This is a genomic window from Acinetobacter sp. YH12041 (genome assembly GCF_013419975.1).
Lineage (GTDB): Bacteria > Pseudomonadota > Gammaproteobacteria > Pseudomonadales > Moraxellaceae > Acinetobacter.
In genome coordinates this window covers 117,154-138,726 of record NZ_VOZC01000001.1, presented here as the reverse complement: position 1 = coordinate 138,726, position 21,573 = coordinate 117,154, and the positions used below count along the sequence as shown (strand labels likewise).

14 protein-coding genes are annotated in these 21,573 nt (G+C 44.4%); 7 read left to right on the top strand and 7 right to left on the bottom strand.

The features are described 5' to 3' along the window. Positions 1-192: 192 nt before the first annotated feature. Positions 193-864 carry a thiaminase II gene (gene tenA / locus FTU00_RS00635; RefSeq protein WP_180178884.1) on the top strand — a complete coding sequence of 224 codons (672 nt, stop codon included), beginning with the start codon at positions 193-195 and terminating at the stop codon, positions 862-864. 293 nt (positions 865-1,157) lie between these two features. Further along, entirely contained in the window at positions 1,158-3,989 is a 2,832-nt protein-coding gene (gene uvrA / locus FTU00_RS00630) for an excinuclease ABC subunit UvrA (RefSeq protein ID WP_180178883.1), read from the top strand. 74 nt (positions 3,990-4,063) lie between these two features. Here the strand turns inward: uvrA and FTU00_RS00625 are convergent, their stop codons facing one another. Both FTU00_RS00625 and FTU00_RS00620 read right to left on the bottom strand, forming a co-directional pair. Beyond that, positions 4,064-4,531 carry an HIT family protein gene (locus tag FTU00_RS00625; RefSeq protein WP_180178882.1) on the bottom strand — a complete coding sequence of 156 codons (468 nt, stop codon included), beginning with the start codon at positions 4,529-4,531 and terminating at the stop codon, positions 4,064-4,066. 126 nt (positions 4,532-4,657) lie between these two features. Next, a complete protein-coding gene (locus FTU00_RS00620; RefSeq protein ID WP_180178881.1) occupies positions 4,658-6,367 on the bottom strand; it encodes a GGDEF domain-containing protein in 1,710 nt (569 codons plus the stop codon). A 1,142-nt stretch (positions 6,368-7,509) separates the two neighbouring features. Between FTU00_RS00620 and omp33-36 the strand changes: the two genes are divergently transcribed. After that, entirely contained in the window at positions 7,510-8,403 is an 894-nt protein-coding gene (gene omp33-36 / locus FTU00_RS00615; RefSeq protein WP_180178880.1) for a porin Omp33-36, read from the top strand. Between the two features lie 64 nt (positions 8,404-8,467). Here the strand turns inward: omp33-36 and FTU00_RS00610 are convergent, their stop codons facing one another. The 4 genes from FTU00_RS00610 to FTU00_RS00595 all read right to left on the bottom strand — a co-directional run bounded on the left by FTU00_RS00610 (position 8,468) and on the right by FTU00_RS00595 (position 13,611). Further along, positions 8,468-10,432: a choline BCCT transporter BetT gene (locus FTU00_RS00610; RefSeq protein ID WP_180017244.1), complete on the bottom strand. Its 1,965-nt coding sequence runs from the start codon at positions 10,430-10,432 to the stop codon at positions 8,468-8,470. 179 nt (positions 10,433-10,611) lie between these two features. After that, the gene (locus FTU00_RS00605; protein ID WP_159123809.1) at positions 10,612-11,328 is read right to left on the bottom strand and encodes an ion channel; all 717 of its coding nucleotides are present in this window, start codon (positions 11,326-11,328) and stop codon (positions 10,612-10,614) included. A gap of 233 nt (positions 11,329-11,561) precedes the next feature. Beyond that, on the bottom strand, positions 11,562-13,277 hold the full coding sequence (locus tag FTU00_RS00600) for a cation acetate symporter (RefSeq protein WP_180104662.1): 1,716 nt from the start codon (positions 13,275-13,277) through the stop codon (positions 11,562-11,564). Between the two features lies 1 nt (position 13,278). Further along, complete coding sequence (locus tag FTU00_RS00595; RefSeq protein WP_004781535.1) at positions 13,279-13,611, bottom strand: DUF485 domain-containing protein; 333 nt, start codon at positions 13,609-13,611, stop codon at positions 13,279-13,281. A gap of 182 nt (positions 13,612-13,793) precedes the next feature. Between FTU00_RS00595 and FTU00_RS00590 the strand changes: the two genes are divergently transcribed. Together FTU00_RS00590 and FTU00_RS00585 are read left to right on the top strand one after the other, a co-directional pair. Then, positions 13,794-17,285: a PAS domain-containing hybrid sensor histidine kinase/response regulator gene (locus FTU00_RS00590; RefSeq protein WP_180025259.1), complete on the top strand. Its 3,492-nt coding sequence runs from the start codon at positions 13,794-13,796 to the stop codon at positions 17,283-17,285. Positions 17,286-17,702: 417 nt separating this feature from the next. Beyond that, positions 17,703-18,470, top strand: a complete 768-nt coding sequence (locus tag FTU00_RS00585) for a hypothetical protein (protein WP_166139501.1) — start codon at positions 17,703-17,705, stop codon at positions 18,468-18,470. A 67-nt stretch (positions 18,471-18,537) separates the two neighbouring features. Here FTU00_RS00585 and FTU00_RS00580 read toward each other — a convergent pair whose 3' ends face one another. Beyond that, entirely contained in the window at positions 18,538-19,188 is a 651-nt protein-coding gene (locus FTU00_RS00580) for a response regulator transcription factor (RefSeq protein ID WP_004781530.1), read from the bottom strand. Positions 19,189-19,561: 373 nt separating this feature from the next. Here FTU00_RS00580 and msuE point away from each other — a divergent pair, with 373 nt between their 5' ends. Continuing rightward, complete coding sequence (gene msuE / locus FTU00_RS00575; RefSeq protein WP_180178879.1) at positions 19,562-20,296, top strand: FMN reductase; 735 nt, start codon at positions 19,562-19,564, stop codon at positions 20,294-20,296. Between the two features lie 28 nt (positions 20,297-20,324). Then, positions 20,325-21,440, top strand: coding sequence for a dimethylsulfone monooxygenase SfnG (gene sfnG / locus FTU00_RS00570; RefSeq protein ID WP_180013801.1), 1,116 nt, complete (start codon positions 20,325-20,327; stop codon positions 21,438-21,440). The last annotated feature ends 133 nt before the right edge of the window (positions 21,441-21,573 follow it).

The window sequence follows — 21,573 nt, the reverse complement described above, 5'->3', positions numbered from 1 at the left end:
TGCATTTCTTTAAACGTAGAGAAATACTAAGACTAAAAGTTGTCCCAATTATGAAACTTTTGCCGCATAAACCAAAGCACTTCCTGAACCATTTTTAAGTATTTTCTGCTTTTCAGATTTGCTGATCTTTTAAACAGATTCATCTTTGCTATAGTGCTGGATGTTTTGACTTCAACTGCTAAGGATTTCAGTATGGGTTTCTCTCAAGACGTATGGCAACGTAATCTCGGACTTTATCAAAAGACATTGGCGCTGCCTTTTAACCAGCAACTGGCGCAGGGAACATTAAGCCGTGAAGCTTTTAGTCATTATGTAATTCAGGATGCGCATTATTTACTGGCCTATGGTCGTGCACTGGCAGTCTGTGCAGCCAAAGCTTTTGAAGCAGATGACGTGATCCAGTTTAGTGAGGCCGCTAAAACTGCCATTGTAGTCGAACGCAGCCTGCATGATGGCTTTATGCAGGATTTTGGCATCAGCAAAACCCAATTTGAAAATACACCTTTGACTCTGGCCTGCCATCATTACACTTCTTATTTACAGGCAACGGCTTGGGCAGAAAGTTATCCGGTGGTTCTAGCTGCCCTTTTGCCATGTTTCTGGATCTATGCAGAAGTGGGTAAGGATATTGTCGATAAGGCAGCGCCGAATAATCCGTATCAGGCCTGGATTGATACCTATGCCGGTGAGGATTTTCATACAGCGGTACGCAATGTAATTGCTACTGTGGATCGGGTGGCAGCGCGGGTCGATGCCGATACCCTGGAAAAAATGCATCAGGCCTATACCCATGCAGCACGTCTGGAATGGCTGTTCTGGGATAGTGCTTATGAACAACGCCAATGGCTAGGTCTGGATGATTAATTTTAGTTTCTATTGACTGAGTCCTGTTTAATACAGGGCTTTTTTATTTTTAAGCCAAACCCTAAATGATGGAAAGTGAAGCTAATTTCGATGGAGTTATGCATCATGAAATTTCATCCATTAGATGTTTGGAAAAGAGCAAATCTAATCTACATTTTCCCCCAGTTGCTTTAGTACTGATCTTTTGACCAATATCCGACACAACTTGACGTTTAAAATACTTTTATTTGCACTTGAACATTTTTCATTCGGTATCATATAAAGGTTTTTGATGAATTTTCTAGGATCATTGCATGAGCCAAAGTCACATCCGTATTCGAGGTGCACGTACCCATAACCTGAAAAATGTGAACCTTGATATTCCACGCGACAAGTTTGTGGTGATTACGGGACTGTCTGGTTCAGGTAAGTCCTCACTGGCATTCGATACGTTATATGCGGAAGGTCAACGCCGTTATGTAGAATCTCTGTCTGCCTACGCGCGTCAATTCCTTTCGCAAATGGAAAAGCCGGAAGTTGATTCGATTGAGGGTTTAAGCCCAGCCATTGCTATCGAACAGAAATCGACTAGTCATAACCCGCGTTCGACTGTAGGTACCATTACCGAAATCTATGACTATTTACGTCTGCTCTATGCACGCGTAGGTACACCTTACTGTCCGGAACACGATCTGCCCATGGTGGCACAGACCGTAACTGAAATGGTCGATGCGGTTAAAGAACTGGAAGAAGGCACTGCGCTGTTATTGTTAGCGCCTGTCGTGCGTGAACGTAAGGGTGAGTACACAGCGTTATTTGAGCAACTGCAAAGCCAAGGCTTTGTGCGTGCACGTGTCGATGGCGAGATCATGGAAATTGATCCGCCACCTGAGTTGGACAAAAAGAAAAAACATACTATTGAAGTCGTAGTTGACCGCTTTAAGGTACGTGATGATCTTGGTAACCGGATTGCAGAAAGTTTTGAAACTGCACTGCGTCTCGGTGGTGATATCGCGATCCTGTCTTGGATGAAAGGCGAAAATGATGATCGCGTGTTTTCTGCCAAACACTCCTGTCCGGAATGTGACCGCGCTGTGGCAGAACTGGAGCCACGCCTGTTTTCATTTAACAATCCCTTCGGTGCCTGCCCGGTCTGTGATGGTCTGGGTACCCGCAGCCATTTCAGTGCAGACAAACTGATTCCCAATCAGGAGGTCAGCATTAGCCAGGGTGCGATTCGTGGCTGGGACCGTCAGCGTCCATATTATTATGGCATGCTGCAAAAAGTAGCTGAGCATTTTGGTTTTTCTCTAGAAACGCCTTGGAATGAACTGGATGCCAACACCAAGAAGAAATTCCTTTACGGTACCGGCAAAGAAAAAATTGACCTGAGCTATATTGATGAACGTGGTCGTCGTCATAACCGGGTGATGCCATTTGAAGGTATCTTGCCGCATCTGGAACGCCGTTACCGCGAAACTGAAAGCAATTATGTGCGTGATGATCTGGCGCAGTATCTCTCTAATGCTGCCTGTGATGCTTGTGATGGTTCACGTCTGAATGAAATCTCGCGTAATGTGAAAATTCTGGACAAGACCATTGCCGACGTTACTCGCATGTCGATTGGCGATGCCGAGAGCTATTATCAGGGCATTAATCTGGAAGGTGCGCGTGGTGAAATTGCGGACAAGATTTTCAAGGAAATCCGTGAACGCCTGCATTTCCTAGTATCTGTCGGTCTGAACTATTTGAGTCTGTCCCGTTCTGCCGAAACCTTGTCTGGTGGTGAAGCACAGCGTATCCGTCTGGCTTCACAAATTGGTGCTGGCCTCATGGGTGTGATGTATGTGCTGGATGAACCTTCGATTGGTCTGCATCAGCGTGATAATGATCGCCTGTTACAAACCCTGATTCGTCTGCGTGATCTCGGTAATACCGTTTTAGTGGTCGAACATGATGAAGATGCAATTCGTGCTGCAGACCATATTATTGATATTGGTCCGGGTGCCGGTGTGCATGGTGGCCATGTGATTGCAGAAGGTACCTATCAGGAACTCGCTAAAAATAAAGATTCCCTGACCGGTAAATATCTGTCTGGCAAACTGAAAATTGAAGTGCCGAAAAAACGGGTTCAGCCACCAAAACCGGAAGAACAGATCAAATTGATGGGTGCTGCCGGGCATAACCTGAAGAAAGTCGATCTGACCATTCCTTTAGGGATCATGACCTGTGTCACCGGTGTTTCAGGTTCTGGTAAATCTACGTTGATTAACCGGACTCTGTTGCCACTGGCAGCGACTCAGCTGAATGGTGCAACCACGCTGACTGCTGAGAAGTTTGACTCAATTGATGGTCTGCAATTTCTGGATAAAGTTGTTGATATTGACCAGAGCCCGATTGGACGTACGCCACGTTCAAACCCAGCAACTTATACCGGCTTGTTTACTCCAATTCGTGAACTATTTTCACAGACTCCGGAAGCCAAAGCGCGGGGTTATACCGCCGGCCGTTTCTCGTTTAACGTGAAAGGCGGACGCTGTGAGGCCTGTGAAGGTGATGGCATGATCAAGGTGGCGATGCACTTCCTGCCTGATATGTATGTGCCGTGTGACGCCTGTCATGGCAAGCGTTATAACCGTGAAACGCTAGAAGTGAACTACAAAGGCAAGAATATTTCCGATGTATTACAGATGACCGTTGAAGATGCCATGCATTTCTTTGATGCGATTCCAGTGATTCATCGTCGTCTGGAAACCTTGCATCAGGTTGGTCTGAGCTATATCCGTTTAGGTCAGTCAGCGACGACCCTTTCTGGTGGTGAAGCACAACGGGTAAAACTGGCACGTGAGCTGGCCAAACGGGATACCGGTAAAACCCTGTATGTCCTGGATGAGCCAACCACTGGTCTGCATTTCCATGATATTGCCAAGCTGCTGGACATCCTGCATGAGCTACGCAATAAAGGGAATACCATTGTTGTGATTGAACATAACCTGGATGTGATCAAGACTGCAGACTGGGTGGTAGACCTTGGCCCTGAAGGTGGTGCTGGTGGCGGTATGATTATCGCGGAAGGCACTCCTGAAGATGTCGTAAAGGTCAAAGTTTCACATACAGGGAAATTCTTAAAGCCATTGTTGAAGTAATTTAATCCTCCCCAACCCTCCTTTTTCAAAGGAGGGAGTGCCCCTCTTTTTAAAAGAGGGGCTTTTATTTTTCATTATGCAATTAAGCGAATATTTTCAGCCAATTGTGCCAGCGTTTGATCATCCGCCCTTCGAGCATCATGTGATGAAATATATCCCTCATAAGCATCAAAATACTTATCGATCGAAGAATTAATTGGCTGCCAGTTTTCATGGGTATTTTTAGTCTGATGCATTGGAAATAGCTTGGCATGCACATGATCGACGCCAAATCCCTCAAACACCATTGCTGTTCGGCCAACGTCATCAAAATAACGATCCAATTTTAGAGCTACCTGCTTGGTATATAAAACCAGATTTGTCAGCACCTGGTCACTCAGTTCAAAGGCATAGCTGGAATAATGCTGTTTTGGAATCACCACGCTTGCGCCCAATGTATTGGGAAATATAGTAAGAAATGCCATAAAATCATCATTTTCATCGATTAAATGACATGGCAATTCCCCTTTTACCATTTGACAGAAAATACAATTTTTACTCATTTTAAGATCCCCTAAATTTTTATATTCTTTAAAAACTTCAATGAAATTTACTTTATTTTTTAACAATATAAATTATAAAATTATGACTCTTCAGAATGTTTAGCTTAAAAAATTCAGTTAAGTGGTTTAAACCTCAGCCACCACATTACGTCCTTTCGCTTTAGCCTTAAATAGCGCGTCATCAGCCTGTTCCAGTAAAGCAATCCATGACTCTGCACCAATCGCCACCCCAATACTCACCGATACATGAATATCTTCATCAGCTGAGGTCAGAATAGAATGCTCAGCGACTTCAGTACGGATTTTATTCGCTAGCATGAAAGCATGCTGCATCTCGATATTTTCAATCAGGACCAGAAATTCGTCTCCGCCATAGCGAACCAGTAGATCCGAAACTCGAATATTGGCTTTTAAGCGCTCTGCAACCAGTTGAATGACCTGATCACCAATAATATGCCCATACTGATCATTGACCTGTTTGAAGTGATCAATGTCGATAATCATCAGGCAGGTTCGCTTAAATTGGGTCGGATGCACTTCCATAAAACGGATATATTCATCGAGCGCAAAACGGTTAGCCAGTCCAGTCAGGGAATCGGAATGGGCAATATTTTTCAGTCGAAATTCTAATGCTTCACGCTCTTGCAGCGTATGCTGCAGTTTTTGAATTGCTGTAAATAAGGATTCAGTAGGCCGGTCTGTTTTTAGTTTTGATTGTGCTTGCTTCCGTTCAGACCCAGTGGACAAATCAAATAAAATTTTACGTGCGCGAATTAAAGGAATAAAGATGCGTTTACGCGCAAAAATCATGGTCAAAATTGCCGTAATCAGGGAAATTCCAGATAAGGCCACTGTCCAGATCAAATGATTCAGACCATGGCGCATTTCCTTAATAGCCACATCTTTGGTGTATTGCAGTAAATAGTTCTGCAAATCAATCACTGTTGTAAATTTATCTACAATGGCTTCAGTCAGCTGGGTTCCAGTTAAATAATAAGGACGCTGCTGGCGGCTATCTTCAATCAGTCGCTCCACAATCGGTAAACCTTGCTGGATAAATTCAGTTCCGACCCGCTGATGTAAACGAATAAATTCATCAGTTTTGTCCTGAACAGGCTGTAGCGTATCAATAATATCCCAGAGGTAGCGTACCTGATGCTGGACCTGCAAGGAACGGGTAATGTTTTGCTCTGGAATCTGGGTTCCAAATGTCACATGTGCCATGACATTTGACGCTACCCGACCCGATTGATCCCTGAGATCAGATAAAAACAGGATTTCACTCATGTAATTATCCAAACGGGCAGATGGCGTAGCAGAGGCAATCACTACTCCTTTCAGAATTTTACGACTGCTATCCCAGGCACTAAACATGGCGAGAATGGCCTGATCCATTTCCTGTGCAGTACGTTCCGGGCGAGGTATTTGAGTATAGAGATCGACCTGCTTACGCCCATATTGCAGACTAGGCTTTAACTCAGATAAAAGTTGCTGGCTTAGGTGATTAAAACCAACCTGATCAAGTGCCTGAGCCGTAATTTGCATCTGTTGATCGACTTCCTGACGGTAATCGCTTAACTCCTGCTGATGTTTGGCAAATTCCTCAACCGAGCTAGACATTACTTTGTTGGCAGGTGCCCGTTCCCGGGAGATTTTATTGGAGAGATCGGTGACCTGTTGTAAGGCATCAAGCTGCTGATAGGTTTGTTTTGATTTTAAATAATGTTGACTACTATCAATAATTAAGGGAATACAAATACACAATAAACATAAAATAATGATCGACATCGACCAGTACAGATGTTTGCTGATTTTCTCAGAGCGCAAAGTATTCATCTTGATTTTTAGTCCTTCACATGAATCAAGGACTCCCCATTTAATAGTAGATAGATTATACAAATAAACGCCTACTCATCATCAATATTTCTTCCCAATTGCTTTGATTTTCAGAAGGTTTTTCTTATGTTCTTAAAGGTTTTAACTCTTTATATTTTCAGGATTTTTCATCTGTTATCACTAAAATATAAATAGGAATGAAAATTTCATAATTTAAAATATAAGAAAATTAAAAAACTCGCTTTCTGAACTATTTACACGTGCAACAATTAGGTGCATAATGCACTGCATTAGGGCGAGTTAAATTATTCCTCAGCAGATTTTTTGATTTACCCGCAAATTTTGGCGAAAAAACCTCAATTTTATATAGAAATTGAGGTTTTTTTTTGCAACTTTATAGAACGAAGCAATTTTTAAATTGAAATAATGCACCATTAAGGTGCACTTAAGAATCATCTTTGACGGCTTTCTATACTAGTTTTTCTAATCTTCTTTTATGAACTAATTCGTAGACTGATGCTTCTAAAAAATTCAGGCAAAAAAAAAGCCCAACCTTGGGGAAAGCTGGGCCGATAAAAACAAAAATATGTGGAGAATCAGTCAAATTATCATGTAAAAACATGAACTCTAACCTGATTTTTTTATTATCAGTCAATTTGGTAACAATGTAAAGCACATTAATTTACTAGGATTTATGACATATCACAATTTATAGACAAAACAGTGAAATACATCACATTATAACCCTGATTTTGTCGCTAAACCGACCAATTCTTTCATAAATTTGTTTTATATTACAGTTTTTATGCTTTTCTTAAATTCAGTGTAGTAAACATGATTATTTTCATGATAAGTAAATTGGTTTTTTGAATTAAAATCCATTATTCAAACTAATTAAACAATCAAAAAATCCTTTATTAATTCATTTTCCTGATTAGATCTAACAATTTATTTTGTATACAACATTGTTATTTAAGCTTTTTTCTAAAATAACTAAATTTTCTAATTAGAAGACTATTAAACAAAATCAATACAATGATTTTGCACAAAAAAATAGCGATTTCAAATCAGATTGACTTAATAAATTGTTACAATACAATACGTTTCTGTTGTACATCTTTTGTAACAAAATGGTAAATATCATGAAAAAACTCGGTTTAGCCACTGCTTTATTATTAGCCATGACCGGTGCTCAAGCATATCAATTTGAAGTTCAAGGTCAGTCAGAGTACATCGACAACACTGCGAATGACAAAGACTTCACTGGCGCTGTTCAAGGTACTTACTACTTCAAAGATGTAGACGCTTCTAAAGGTCCTTTAGCTGAAGCTGCTTTCATCAACCAGGCATCTAATGTTTCTGCTGCTTATACATACGGCGAAAACGGACAAGAATTTGGTGATCGTACTGTACACCATACTTTTGGTGCAAAAGGTGAAGCTTACATCCCAACTAAAGTTGTTCCTGCTTATGCAAGCGCTTCTTATAGCCATACAATTACTGATGGTAAAGGTGGCCAAAATGATGACAATGGCGACCGTTATGCATTAGAAGTAGGTGTACTCCCTATTCCTAACTTCCTGGTAGCTGTAGGTTACACAAGCGTTGCAGACCAAACTTCTTATGACGCTTTCAATATGTTCAACAACGGCGTTGCTAAAGCTGCTCTTGAGTCTCGCACAATCGATGAAGACCAAGATGCAATCACTGCTCGTACTAAATATGTAGGCGCAATTGACGGCACTAACATGTCACTTGGCTTCGAAAGCGGCTTGGTTTATGGTGAAGATACTGCTTACAACCTAGGTACTACTTTGTACATCAACCCTAAATTAAGCGTTGGTGCATCTTATATGGAATCTAGCTACGCTAACTCTCCAGACAAAGCTTGGGGCGCAAACGTAAACTACTTCATCACTCCAGCAGTTGCTGTAGGTGCTAGTTATGTGAACTCAAACTACGAAGCAAATCTTGCTCAAAATGCTGTAGTTCGTGATACACAAACTGTAGGCTTAAATGCTAAATTCCGTTTCTAATTTCTGAATTAGTGACTGAATAAAAAAAGGACGCATCAGCGTCCTTTTTTATTGGATCAAATATTTATTCTGGAGAACGGACCAGACTTAAAAAGTGCAGATGACGTTCATATTGATCAATGATGTCCTGGATTAAATCTTCCTGAGTCCATTCCATCACATCATAATTTTGCCCCCCTTCCCTTAAAAAGACTTCTGCCTGATAAGACTGCGGAGAATCTGCATCCGGCATAAAGCTCGGTGCTAAAGTCTGGGTAGCAATGACCTGATAAATAAAGTTCATTTCATTCTGATGATCGACACGTAACTCGATCCCGTCTTCCAGTTTAAAGATTTTCACCTGGATGTGACGACGTTTTAGCTCAGCCTGAAAACTGTTAAAGGCTTTGCTGACCATCGTATCAATATAATCACGTACTTCATCATGCGTATGCGGATAATGCATAATTAAACCGAGTCGCTGTTGCCAGCTACGCGGGTTCTGAATGGCCCGCGGGGTAATACGTGCAGCTTGTAGCGCATGCATTTTCGTTACATCCAGATGCAGGGCCTTAATCAGTCCCCAGCAAATTAGCAGCATAATGAATGTGAACGGTAAGGCACTCATAATCGTAGCCGACTGCAGGGCTTCCAGCCCGCCCGCCAGTAACAGAATGATGGCCAATAAAGCCATTAACACAGTCCAGAACAGACGCTGCCAGGTCGGTGAATTCTCGGTTTTAGCAGTAAGATAATCCGTGACTAATGATCCTGAATCTGCTGAAGTGACAAAGAACAGGATAACCAATACCGTAGCAATAATACTGGTGACTGAATTAAATGGCAGATTGCCTAAAAACTCGAACAGCGCTACAGAGGAGTCACGTTGTACTGCTTCAAGCAGATTAGTATTGGCTTCATGCATGATACTGAATAATGCAGCATTGCCCATAAAGCCCATCCAGATTAAGGTAAATCCGGTAGGAATCAGTAGAACCCCAACAATAAACTCGCGGATACTGCGGCCTTCGGATACTCGGGCAATAAACATCCCGACAAATGGCGACCAGGAAATCCACCAAGCCCAATACATAATGGTCCAGCCACCAATCCAGCCACTAGGCTGATAGGCATACAGATTAAAGGTCATACTGAACAGGTTTGCAACATACTGTCCAGAATTCTGAATAGTAGTCTGCAGAAGATAGATGCTTGGCCCGGTAACAAAAACAAAGATGAGTAACAGTAAGGCAAGCAGCAGGTTCAGTTCAGCCAGACGTTTGATGCCCTTATCCAAACCAAAAAATACGGACATTGATGCCATTACAGTGACGGCGATAATCAAAATAACCTGGGTACTGGGTGTCTGCTCAACTCCAAACAGATAATTTAGTCCGGAGTTAATCTGGGTCACCCCAAAACCTAAAGTTGTCGCAACGCCGAACACCGTCCCTAAGGTGGCAAAAGTATCTACCCCGTCTCCGATCGGGCCATGAATCCGGTTACCGATCAGTGGATATAAAGCAGAACGAACTTTTAAAGGCAGATTATGTCGATACGCAAAATAGGCCAATGACAGACCCACAATGGTGTAAATCGCCCAGGCATGCAGGCCCCAGTGGAAGAAAGTCACGCGAATAGCTTGCTGCGCGGCCAGTACAGTTTCCGGTTCACCAGCAGGCGGTGTGACATAGTGCATAACCGGTTCGGCAACACCGAAAAACATCAGGCCAATTCCCATACCTGCGGTAAACAGCATGGCAAACCAGGATGCCTGGCTGTATTTTGGCTGACTATGGTCGGGCCCGAGTTTGATTTTCCCCATATCAGACAGGGCAATATAAATCAGGACAATCAGGAAGATCGCCACGGAGAGGACATAAAACCAGCTAAATGAAGTGGTAATCCACGCATTCATTTGCTTGGTCAACAGGTCGAATGAATCAGGTGCCAGTATTACCAGTCCCAAAAAAATGGCGATAATCACCACTGTACTAATAAAGACATTCGGATTGATATTGGCAAACCAGGATGAAGGTTTGGAAGGCATAGATCCCCCATTTTTTTAATAGATTGGATGCCGGGAGGCTTGAATCATTATTGATAAGTAAAAACATTCTGATCGAGAGAATTACGATCAAAGATACGTTTTGGACCTTAAGATTTTAAAATATTCAGGAAAATAAAGCCGTTAAGTTACTGTAACCAAGCTATGCAGCTCTGTACGTTCTATTCCTCAGGCTTTCTATGCTTATGTTGTATATGAGTCTGTTTAGGAAGATGGGAAATATACTGTAAGGCAATCAGACGGGAAACAATCAAGGCCAGATACATTACCCCGACAAACATTTGGATAATGGCAAGCATCCGTGCGACCGGGCTGACCGGCATCACATCAGATAATCCTGTAGCAGACTGCACACTAAAACTCAGAAAGAGCAGATCCAGCCACGGCTGATAAGCTTTTAGATCTGGGTCCGAAAAGCTGTAAGGTACCCATAACTGGCAAATGCTATAGAGAAAAGCAAAGCCCCAAGCCAGCAATGTGAAAACTGCTCCCGCTGCAAATAGTTCGTCTTTGGTCAGATAACGGTCATGAAACATATAACGTAACAGGCCATACGCTGCACTGAAGTAGGCACTGGCTTCAAACAGATGCGCGACGATCATGATCCAGGTATAGCGCAGCCCCAACACAATTAATGACGAAAAGAAGATGGCCCCTGCGACAAAGATGAGTCCCAGAATGGTAAACATCGGAGTCTGACGAATTACCTTGGCAATCACCAGCAAGACCACCACTCCCAGCATCCATGTACCCGCGCGATAAGAAACGCTGTCATAACTCAGCATCGACAGAATCAGAATCAGTAACTGCAGGCATAGCAGCCAGGCAGAAGGCAGATACTTAAAATGGGTCCAGAATCGTAGCAAGGAGTGCTTCATGAGATTTGTCTTGATGTCCTATCGCACATCATTATTGTTATCGCTGGCTTAACATAGCATGATCTGGCTAATGGATAGAAACAGGATTGTATAAAAATCATTGAAATCTCAGTTAAAAATGGGCGTATTGAACTTTAGATAAACTATCCCAACGTCTTCTTCATTGGGTAGCTCAAGTATTCTATCGCTATAAAAAAAGCCCCCATCAGGAGGCTTTTTTAGGACATCAGATCTTAGTGATCAGATGCACCCGAGATTCCAATACCTGTTTGTGAGCGAACAAACTGTGCATCGAAAGCTTTGCGTTCTGCCTGTGCTTTCACTGAGCGGTCTGTGATGGAGAAGAACCAGCAGCAGAAGAAAGACAGTGGCATTGCAAATAATGCAGGACCATTAAATGGAACGACTGGTGTATCTGAAATTGCGAAAGTATCTACCCAAACGGCTTTAGACAGTACGATCAGTACTACCGCAGTCACCAGACCAACCACGCCACCAATGACAGCACCACGTGTAGTCAGGCCTTTCCAGAACATAGACAGAACCAGTACCGGGAAGTTGGCACATGCGGCTACCGAGAATGCCAGACCCACCATGAAGGCAACGTTTTGCTTCTCGAACAGGATTCCCAGGATCATTGCAAAGATCGCAAGACCAAGAGTCGCAATTTTAGACATGCGCAGTTCAGATTCAGGGGTAGTACGGCCTTTCTTGAATACGTTTGCATACAAGTCATGTGAAATTGCTGAAGCACCTGACAGGGTCAAACCTGCAACTACCGCAAGAATAGTTGCGAATGCTACTGCAGAAATGAAGCCCATGAACAGGTCACCACCAACAGCATCTGCCAGGTGAACCGCAGCCATGTTGTTACCACCCACCAGCTCTAGCTTGCCTGTAATTGCCATTTTCGCAATGTCCAGGAACTGTGGGTTATTCGCTACATATAGAATCGCGCCGAAACCGATAATGAAGGTTAATAGGTAGAAATAACCGATAAAGCCTGTCGCAACAACCACTGATTTACGTGCTTCTTTAGCATCTTTTACCGTGAAGAAACGCATCAGGATATGTGGCAGACCTGCTGTACCAAACATCAGCGCCAGACCAAGAGAAATCGCATCGACCGGATTCGAAGCCAGGTTACCTGGACCCATAATCTTGGTTGCATCTGCAAGGCTCAGGTCATGTACTTTAGAGAAAACCTGAATCGATTGTTCAAACATATTGGTGAAACTAAAACCTACGCCTTTCATGACCATGAAAGCCATAAACGTCGCACCAGACAGTAGCATTACTGCTTTAATAATCTGTACCCAAGTGGTCGCCAGCATGCCACCAAACATTACGTAAGCCATCATCAGCAGGCCAACAATCACCACAGCAATATTGTAGTTCAGACCGAAGAGCAACTTGATCAACTGACCTGCACCCACCATCTGTGCGATCAGGTAGAACGCAACTACAACCAGTGAACTTAATGCAGCCAGAGTACGCACCGGTTTTTCTTCCAGACGGAACGACACTACATCAGACAGGTTAAATTTACCCAGGTTACGCAAACGTTCTGCCACCAGGAATAAAACGATTGGCCAGCCCACCATGAAGCCTAGTGAGTACAGCAGCCCGTCAAAACCTGACAGGAACACCATCGCGGAAATACCGAGGAAAGATGCTGCGGACATGAAGTCACCAGCAATGGCCAGACCGTTCTGGAAACCAGAAATCCCGCCGCCGGCAGTATAGAAATCATTGGTATTTGTGGTTTGTTTGGCAGCCCATTTGGTAATAAATAAGGTTGCTCCAACGAAAATCACAAACATGATAATCGCGTGCCAGTTGGTCGCTTGCTGCTCCGCAGCACCCAGATCTGGTCCAGCAAATGCCATTGCCGAGCTGAGCAAGGTCAGCGCTGCAGCAGCAAGCGCTTGATATGAAATCCCTTTCATCTTAGTGTTGCCCCTTTTCTTTTGTAATCGCTTCCACTTCCTGAATTGCTTCTCTGTTCAGCTGATCAAGTTTGTTATTGGCAATGTAGGAATACACCCAGCACAATATAAAAGACAAAATAATGATACCGATACCTAGAGGTACACCCCAGGTCGTTACACCGCCAGAAATTGAAGACAATAGAAATTCTTTGTTGTAGCCAACAAGCAACATGAAACCGACATAGACAAATAGCATGATGCCGGTTAAGGTCCAGCTCAGCGTACTTTTTCTACGTACCATTTCTTTGAATTTGGGATTCTGTAGAATTCTTTCTACTTGTGCCTCATCCATAGTTACACTCCTGTAGCCCCACCATGGGCTTACTATTTTTTAATTCGAATTATCACTGTTGCAAAATAACAACATTTAGAATGACTTGTAATTTAGACTTTGGTCGTTAAAAAATGATCAATTTAAACTGCTGAGTGCATGATGCGGTATCATAGCGTCATGCACAGTACACATCAGGCTATATGAACAGTTGGCTCATCATAGGGGTGCTCGCCCTCTATATCACTCTACTCTTTACTTGCGCTTTCTATGGGGAAAAACATGCCAGTCGGCTGAGTACCCGTGGCCGCATGCTATTGTTTAGTTTAACTTTAGGCGTCTACTGTTCTTCCTGGACATTTTATGGCGCGACCGGTGCTGCGGTTCGTGAAGGGATTATTTTCCTGCCGATCTATCTTGGTCCTCTGCTCTTTGTCGCGATTGGTTACGATATCTGGCGCCGTCTGGGACGGGTACGCCAGCATCATGCCATTTCCTCTATCGCCGACTTCGTCGCTGCACGTTATGGTAAGAGTGGGCCTCTGGCTTCGCTGGTCACCATTCTGGCGGTCATTGCCATCATTCCCTATCTGGCCTTACAGTTGCGTGCAATTGCCTTGAGTGCGGCGGTCATTCTGGAACCTTCAGCCGGGATTGCCAGTACGACTAATAGCGTGCTGTTCCTGACTGGCGTCCTGGCGATTCTGGCGATGATTTTCGGTACTCGGCAGATTGCCAACACCGAACAGCATGGCGGTCTGATGCTGGCTGTCGCCTTTGAGTCTTTCGTCAAGTTATTTGCCTTGCTGGCCGTAGCCTGTTTCTTTATTTTTGAAGCACCAGAAAATCTGCCTCAGATCAGTAGCGATATTCAGTCTACCTTCCATGATGTACAGCTGTTTGGCGTACCGGAAAGCTTCTGGGTTCAGACTTTGCTGGCTGCACTGGCGATTATCTGCTTACCGCGTCAGTTTCATGTGGCTGTGGTTGAATTACGGGATGAAAAACATATCCGTGGTGCACGTCGCTGGTTTGCCATTTATCTGATTCTGACCACGCTGGCAATTATCCCGATTGCCAGCTGGGCACTGCATGCGGCACCTCAATACCTAGCGATTCCAGATGTCGCAGTGCTGTCTTTACCGCTTAGCTATAATCAGGACTGGCTGACTTTATTGGCCTTCCTAGGGGGCTTCTCGGCCTCCACCGGCATGCTGCTGGTATCTTCAGTCGCCCTATCGATCATGCTGAGTAATGACCTGATCATGCCAGCGCTCTGGCGTTTAAACCTGATCTCACGGCATGACAAGCGTTTACCACTGGTACTCAAATTTACCCGCCGGATCTGTATTCTGGCCGTGATGTTGATGGGTTTTTTGTTCTTCAACTTCTTTAATGATATTGACCAGCTTTCTGTTTTTGGCCTGCTGGCCTTCAGTGCCGTGGCACAGTTCGCCCCTGCTCTGATTGGTGGTCTGTATTGGCGTGGTGGGAGTAAGCAAGGCGTGTATGCGGGTCTGTTGACCGGTTTTGCACTGTGGTCGTATACCCTGCTATTACCAACGATTTTGCGCAGCCTGCCAGAAGCCTATCAGCAGTTCAGCCAGAGTTTTCTGGAACAGGGTCCTTTGGGCTGGAACTGGTTACGTCCTGAAGCCCTGATCGGTTTCGAATCTTTTGATCCTTTAACGCATGGTGTGGTCTGGGCACTAGGTCTGAACACATTCCTATATATCTGGGTTTCCCGGATGTTCCGTCCAAGTGTGGCTGAACAGATTCAGGCGGAAAGTTTCTTCTACTATGAAACCAAGCCGCTTCCTTCTCAAAGTCCATCTACTGATGTCAGCTACTCGCATCAGGATGTGGCCCGTTTAAAAGTTGGTGACCTGATTACGCTGGCCAAGCGCATTACCGGTGAAGGTCCAACCATGCAGGCCTTCCAGCAGTTCTGTGCTCAAAATAGTGTGGAACTGAATGAAAATAGCAGTGCCAATGGCATGTGGTGGCGTTTTACCGAGCAGTATCTGGCCGGTACCATTGGTGCAGCCTCGGCACGTACCCTGCTGACTACCGCGATGGTCAATAATGGCCTGGCCCTCGGTCAGGTGGCGAATATTCTGGATCAGGCCTCACAATGGCAGCGTTTTAACCAGAACCTGATCATGACCATGATCGACCATATGACCCAAGGGGTGAGTGTGGTTGATGAAAATATGTGTCTGGTCGCCTGGAACAACCAATACCTGAAACTGTTCGACTATCCAAAAGATATTGTTTATGTCGGCTGTCCAATCGCTGACCTGATCCGTTATAACGCTGAACGCGGTGAATGTGGTCCGGGCTCGGTCGAAGAACATGTGCGTAAACGGATTCACTGGATGCAGGTCGGCAGTGCGCATGAATTTGAACGGATCCGTAAAGATGGCCGCGTGATTCAGATGCGGGGTAACCCAATTGAAGGCGGTGGTTTCGTGACGACCTTTGCCGATATTACTGCCTTCCGTGAAAATGAAGCATTACTGGAAGCCCGGGTTCAGGATCGTACCCAGCAGCTCGCTGATGCCCTGTCTGAACAGCAACTGGCGCGTGAACAGGCTGATAAAGCCAATATGTCCAAGAGCCGCTTTATTGCTGCCGCCAGTCATGACCTGTTACAGCCAATGCATGCTGCACGTCTGTTCAGTACGGCGCTGGAGCAAAGTGTACAAAGCGAAGAAGATCGCAAGACCCTGCAGCAACTGGATCGTGCCCTGCATGGGGCAGAAAGCATGCTCTCAGCTCTGCTGGATATTGCCCGACTGGAGGGCGGTACGATTCAGCCGAAACGCCAGGCTTATCCACTGCATGATTTATTAAGTGATCTGGAACTGCAATTCAAATCCATTGCGGCACAACGTGGCATCAAACTGCGAGTGCATGATGCCCAGTTCTGGATTGACACCGATCCACAATGGATTCGCCGGATTATCCAGAACTTTGTCAGCAATGCCCTACGTTATACCGCCAAAGGTAAGGTCGTGGTCGGTGTACTGCGTTCTAGCAACCGGCCAAATCATATCCGGATCGGGGTTTGGGATACCGGTCCCGGTATTGCTGAAGAACAGCGGATCAAGCTGTTCCAGGAATTCGAGCGATGTGGCCATACTTCGCCTTGGGGTGAACAGGGTCTGGGGCTTGGTCTCGCCATCGTGCAGCGTATGACCGGACTACTGGATTATCCAGTTCATGTTTCTTCCGAGCTGGGCAAAGGTTCCTGCTTCATGATTGAAGTACCACTGACCGCAGCGCCGAAAGTCATTGCCGCCCCTGTTCAGGCTGTGCCATTGAAGTCCAAGGCCTTTAAGATTCTATGTCTGGACAATGATGAAACCATTCTGGAAGGCATGTCGACCTTATTGACCAAATGGGGCTATCAGGTCTTTAAAGCCACTGAACCAGAACAGGCAGCCGAAATGATCCAGCAGGAAAATATTCAGGTCTGGCTGGTGGATCAGCATTTAAACCAGGACAAGATCGGTCTGGACTTTATTCTGGAACATCGCAGCAGTGATATTCCGGTAGCATTGATTACTGCAGATTCTGATCCGGAACTGCCACAGCGCCTGAAGGATTTAAATATTGTCCTGCTGAAGAAACCATTGAAACCCGCTTCACTCCGTTCCTGGTTATCCGGTCTGAAAATCTCGGGCAGCTAGAACTTTTTATTTTCATCTCAATGCCCATTTTAATGATTTAAAGTGGGCATTTTTTATACCAAACAAATACCTTTCTTTACCTGACTGGCAAAAAAATCAGGCCAATGTGCCAGAAGCACCAAATTTCACATAATTCCTGCTGATAAATTGCTCAAAATTATCATTTCAGCATTCTCTATGGCAAAAGCCACCAATTCTATTAATATACATGTGTACACCTAGTTACAATTATTTAAGTTGCTGTTTTAAATTAATTTTTAATCCTATTTTATGGCAGATAGAACTTTGGTCGTATTTTTAATACAACAGGCTTAGCTCTAAAAATAGACAATATAAGAAACGATCAGTTTCCATCTGACAATGCCTAAATCCTTTTGGCAGCTGGTCTATTTGCACTGCTAGATAGGAGTTATAAAAATGAAACTCGATGAATCAATTGCTCAGCTTCCCGCACAGACTCAGCAATTCCATCGCCAATATGGTGCTAATGCCTTATTACCCAGCATCGACTGGACGCAAATGTTTAAATACAGCAAACTCGACGATACCCAGATTCAGGCACTTGAAACCCTGTATCAGCATGCGGTTCCTTTAGCCCTGCAAGTTTTTGATGAACTGCATTTTGATGTCTTTGAACCTTATGCCTACAAACCGCAAGGTTTAGGTTTATTTGAACGTTTGGCTGAACAGGAAAACAAGCTGATTGAATCTCTGGAAGCAGAAGCTGAAGATTTACCTGTACAAACCCGTCATCAGATCTGGAGTATGTTGCTGCGTGGTGGTGCCGTACTGGTCTTTAAAGCGTGGCTCGGCAAAGTGAAAAATGAAGAAGATTGCCTGGATACCACCCAGTTTGATGAACTCTCTGACTTGCTCTTTATCAAAACCTGCCCGCATGAACTGGCAGAGCACCTACAGGTCGATCCGAATAGCACAGACGAGCATGTATTCCTGATGTATGAAGATGAAGTTTATCTGGACCGTTTTAACAGTCTGGAAACTGCTGCCCTGTTTGTAGACTTAGGTGTGTATGATGCGACTTTCCTGAGTCTGCGTGATGATCGCGTAGCAGAATACCTCATCTCCAAAGGCTATGTCACTCAAGAACAGATTGATGAACTGCAATCCGCACTGAATCCAATGTTCTGTACCGATGTCACCCAAAAACAGGATTATATTGCTTAATCTGGCAATATATTCGCAATAAAAAAGACCTCAGATGAGGTCTTTTTTATTTTGTAAGTTAAATCCCTTACATTTTCTTTTCTTCAATATTCAAGGCATTGATAGCAAGCACCGCCTGGGTACGGTTTTGTACACCCAGCTTACGGAAGATTGCTGTTACGTGCGCTTTAATCGTAGCTTCAGAGACATCCAGTTCATAAGCAATCTGTTTGTTCAGCAGGCCTTCAGCTACCATCATCAGGACGCGGAACTGTTGTGGTGTTAGCGACTGAATCCGTTCTGCCAATGCAGTTTCGTCTGCAGCACGCGGATCGAAATTCATGTTGGCTGGCAGATTGGGTGGTAACCAGATTTCCCCTTCGAGGACTTCACGAATCGCTTCACCAATATGGCTTGGATGTGCAGATTTTGGAATATAGCCCATTGCACCATGTGCAATCGCACGCTGGATAATGCTGGCTTCTTCGTGAGCAGAAACGACAATAATTGGAATCGAAGGATATTGGGCGCGAACGTGGACCAGAGCAGAAAAGCCCGATGCACCTGGCAGGTTTAAATCCAGAAGGACAAGATCAGGCTCAGGACCATTTTCTAGACGTTCATAAAATTCATTGACTGCTGCAGTTTCATGAATCTGCGCTTGTGGCAGACTATAACGAACAGCTTGGATCAGAGCATGACGAAACAGTGGATGATCATCAACGATTAAAATATTCATAGGACGTGAGAGAGATCTTGTGCACAGTAGCTCCTATTCTAACCACACAAGCCAGTTTATGGATATGCAAGATCACCAATTTTTTAAATAATGTGGAGTTTTTCTTTAATTTTTTTAAATTTTGGCTTATTTCAATAATTCTTTAATTCTCATCACTTTTTTATATATGATTTATTCCTATTCTGCATAGCTTATCTTTATTCAATATAAATATAGTTATCAGTTATTTATCCAGCTCTCTATGTTTCAGAAGCAAATTTTCCGCTTATATAGAAAAATCAGATAACTTTTCAGCATTTCGTTATTTTACACCTACTGCGGCAATCGGGATTAATAGGGTCATTCCGAGCTTAACCATTTTTAGGTACTTCACATGTCCCATTTTTCCGAGCAAAAACCTTTAAACATCGTGGCTGTTTCTGGCGGCCTGAATCACCCATCTAAAACCGAAGCACTGGTTCAAGCCATTCTGGATGAGCTGGGTGAGGCGACGCCAATCAATGTACATTTCATCAAGTTCAGCGAAATTGGCCAGCTTTTAGGTGGCGCAATTTACCGTAACCAGTTACCGCAACGTGTGCAGGATGATCTGGCAGCCGTTGAAGCAGCAGATGCCCTGATTGTTGGTACGCCTGTTTACCGCGCTTCATTTACGGGCCTGTTCAAGCATTTCTTTGACTTCGTAGAACAAACGGCGCTGGTAGATGTACCGGTTCTTTTAGCAGCTTCTGGTGGTAGTGACCGTCATGCGCTGGTTCTTGAGCACCAATTACGCCCATTATTCAGCTTCTTCCAGGCACAAACCTTACCAATCGGGGTATATGCCACAGATCGTGACTTTATGCCTGAATACACCATTCACAGTGAATTACTTCGTGCCCGTATTACCCTGGCAGTGGCTCGTGCCCTACCGATCCTTGAATGGGCGCCAGCAAAGGGGCAGCGTGCTGAGGTCATTAAAGAAAAATCTCAGCAAGCCAACCAGAGCCTAGGCATCAACAAGCAAATCGAACAGGAAGAAGTTTTACCTTCAGCTGCAGTGCCAAGCCTGGATGCCGCAGAATCCCGTTTGCACAGCAAGAAAGTGCCAAAGACTCAAGTGGCTTAATGGCCACTTCATTCAGAGGGTAAGAATAATGTCACAAGATAAAAATATTGTATTTGCTTACTGGGTTCCAAATGTCAGTGGCGGTCTGGTGGTCAGCGATATCGAACAGCGTACGGACTGGAGCTATGACTATAATGTCCGTCTGGCGCAAACTGCTGAGAAAGCAGGTTTTGATTATGCCCTGACCCAGATCCGTTTTACTGCGGGCTATAACGCTGAAAACCAGCATGAATCAGTGAGTTTCAGTCACGGCATCCTGGCAAAAACTGAACGTTTAAAAGTGATTGCCGCGATCTTGCCGGGCCCATGGAAGCCTGCGCTGGCAGCGAAGCAGCTGGCAACCATTGACCATCTGACCAATGGCAGAATTGCGATTAATGTCGTAAGTGGCTGGTTCCGTGGCGAGTTTGATGCAATCGGTGAAGAATGGCCGGAACATGACGAACGTTATGCACGTTCAGAAGAATTTATTCGCAGCCTGAAAGGGGTCTGGACTCAAAACAATTTTAGTTTTGATGGTAAATACTACCAGTTCAAAGACTATACCTTGAGTCCAAAACCGGTACAGAAACCGCATATTGAAATCTTCCAGGGGGGAAGTTCCCGGGCAGCACGCGATATGGCATCTCGCGTGTCTGACTGGTACTTCACCAATGGCAATACACCTGAAGAGCTGAAAAAACAGATCGATGATATTCGTGAAAAAGCCAAAGCGAACAACCACTCTGTGAAAATTGGTGTGAATGCGTTTGTGATTGCACGTGATACCGAAGAGGAAGCGCAAGCAGTACTGCGAGAAATCGTGGCCAAGGCCAATGTTCAGGCGGTGAAATCTTTCGGTGAGGCAACGCGTGAAGCGGGCGCAGCGAGTAAGGAAGGTGAAGGGAACTGGGCCAAATCTACTTTTGAAGATCTGGTGCAATATAACGATGGCTTCCGTACCAACCTGATCGGTACACCTCAGCAGATTGCGGAACGTATCATCGAACTGAAAAAAGTTGGTGTTGATCTGGTTCTTTCAGGCTTCCTGCACTTTATTGAAGAAGTGGAATACTTCGGTGAAAAAGTCTTGCCACTCGTGCGTGAACTGGAAACGCAGCAAGCTGAACAGCAACAAGAAGAACAAGAAGCTGAGCTCGTTTAAACTATAATAATGCTCAGCATAACGATTCATTCCCTCAAGGCTCGGCTTGAGGGATTTTTTTTGTGCAACACAGTGTTCTCGGCATAGAGATAGCCGCCTGCTTCATTCTTGACTAGAATGAAGCCAAACTCGA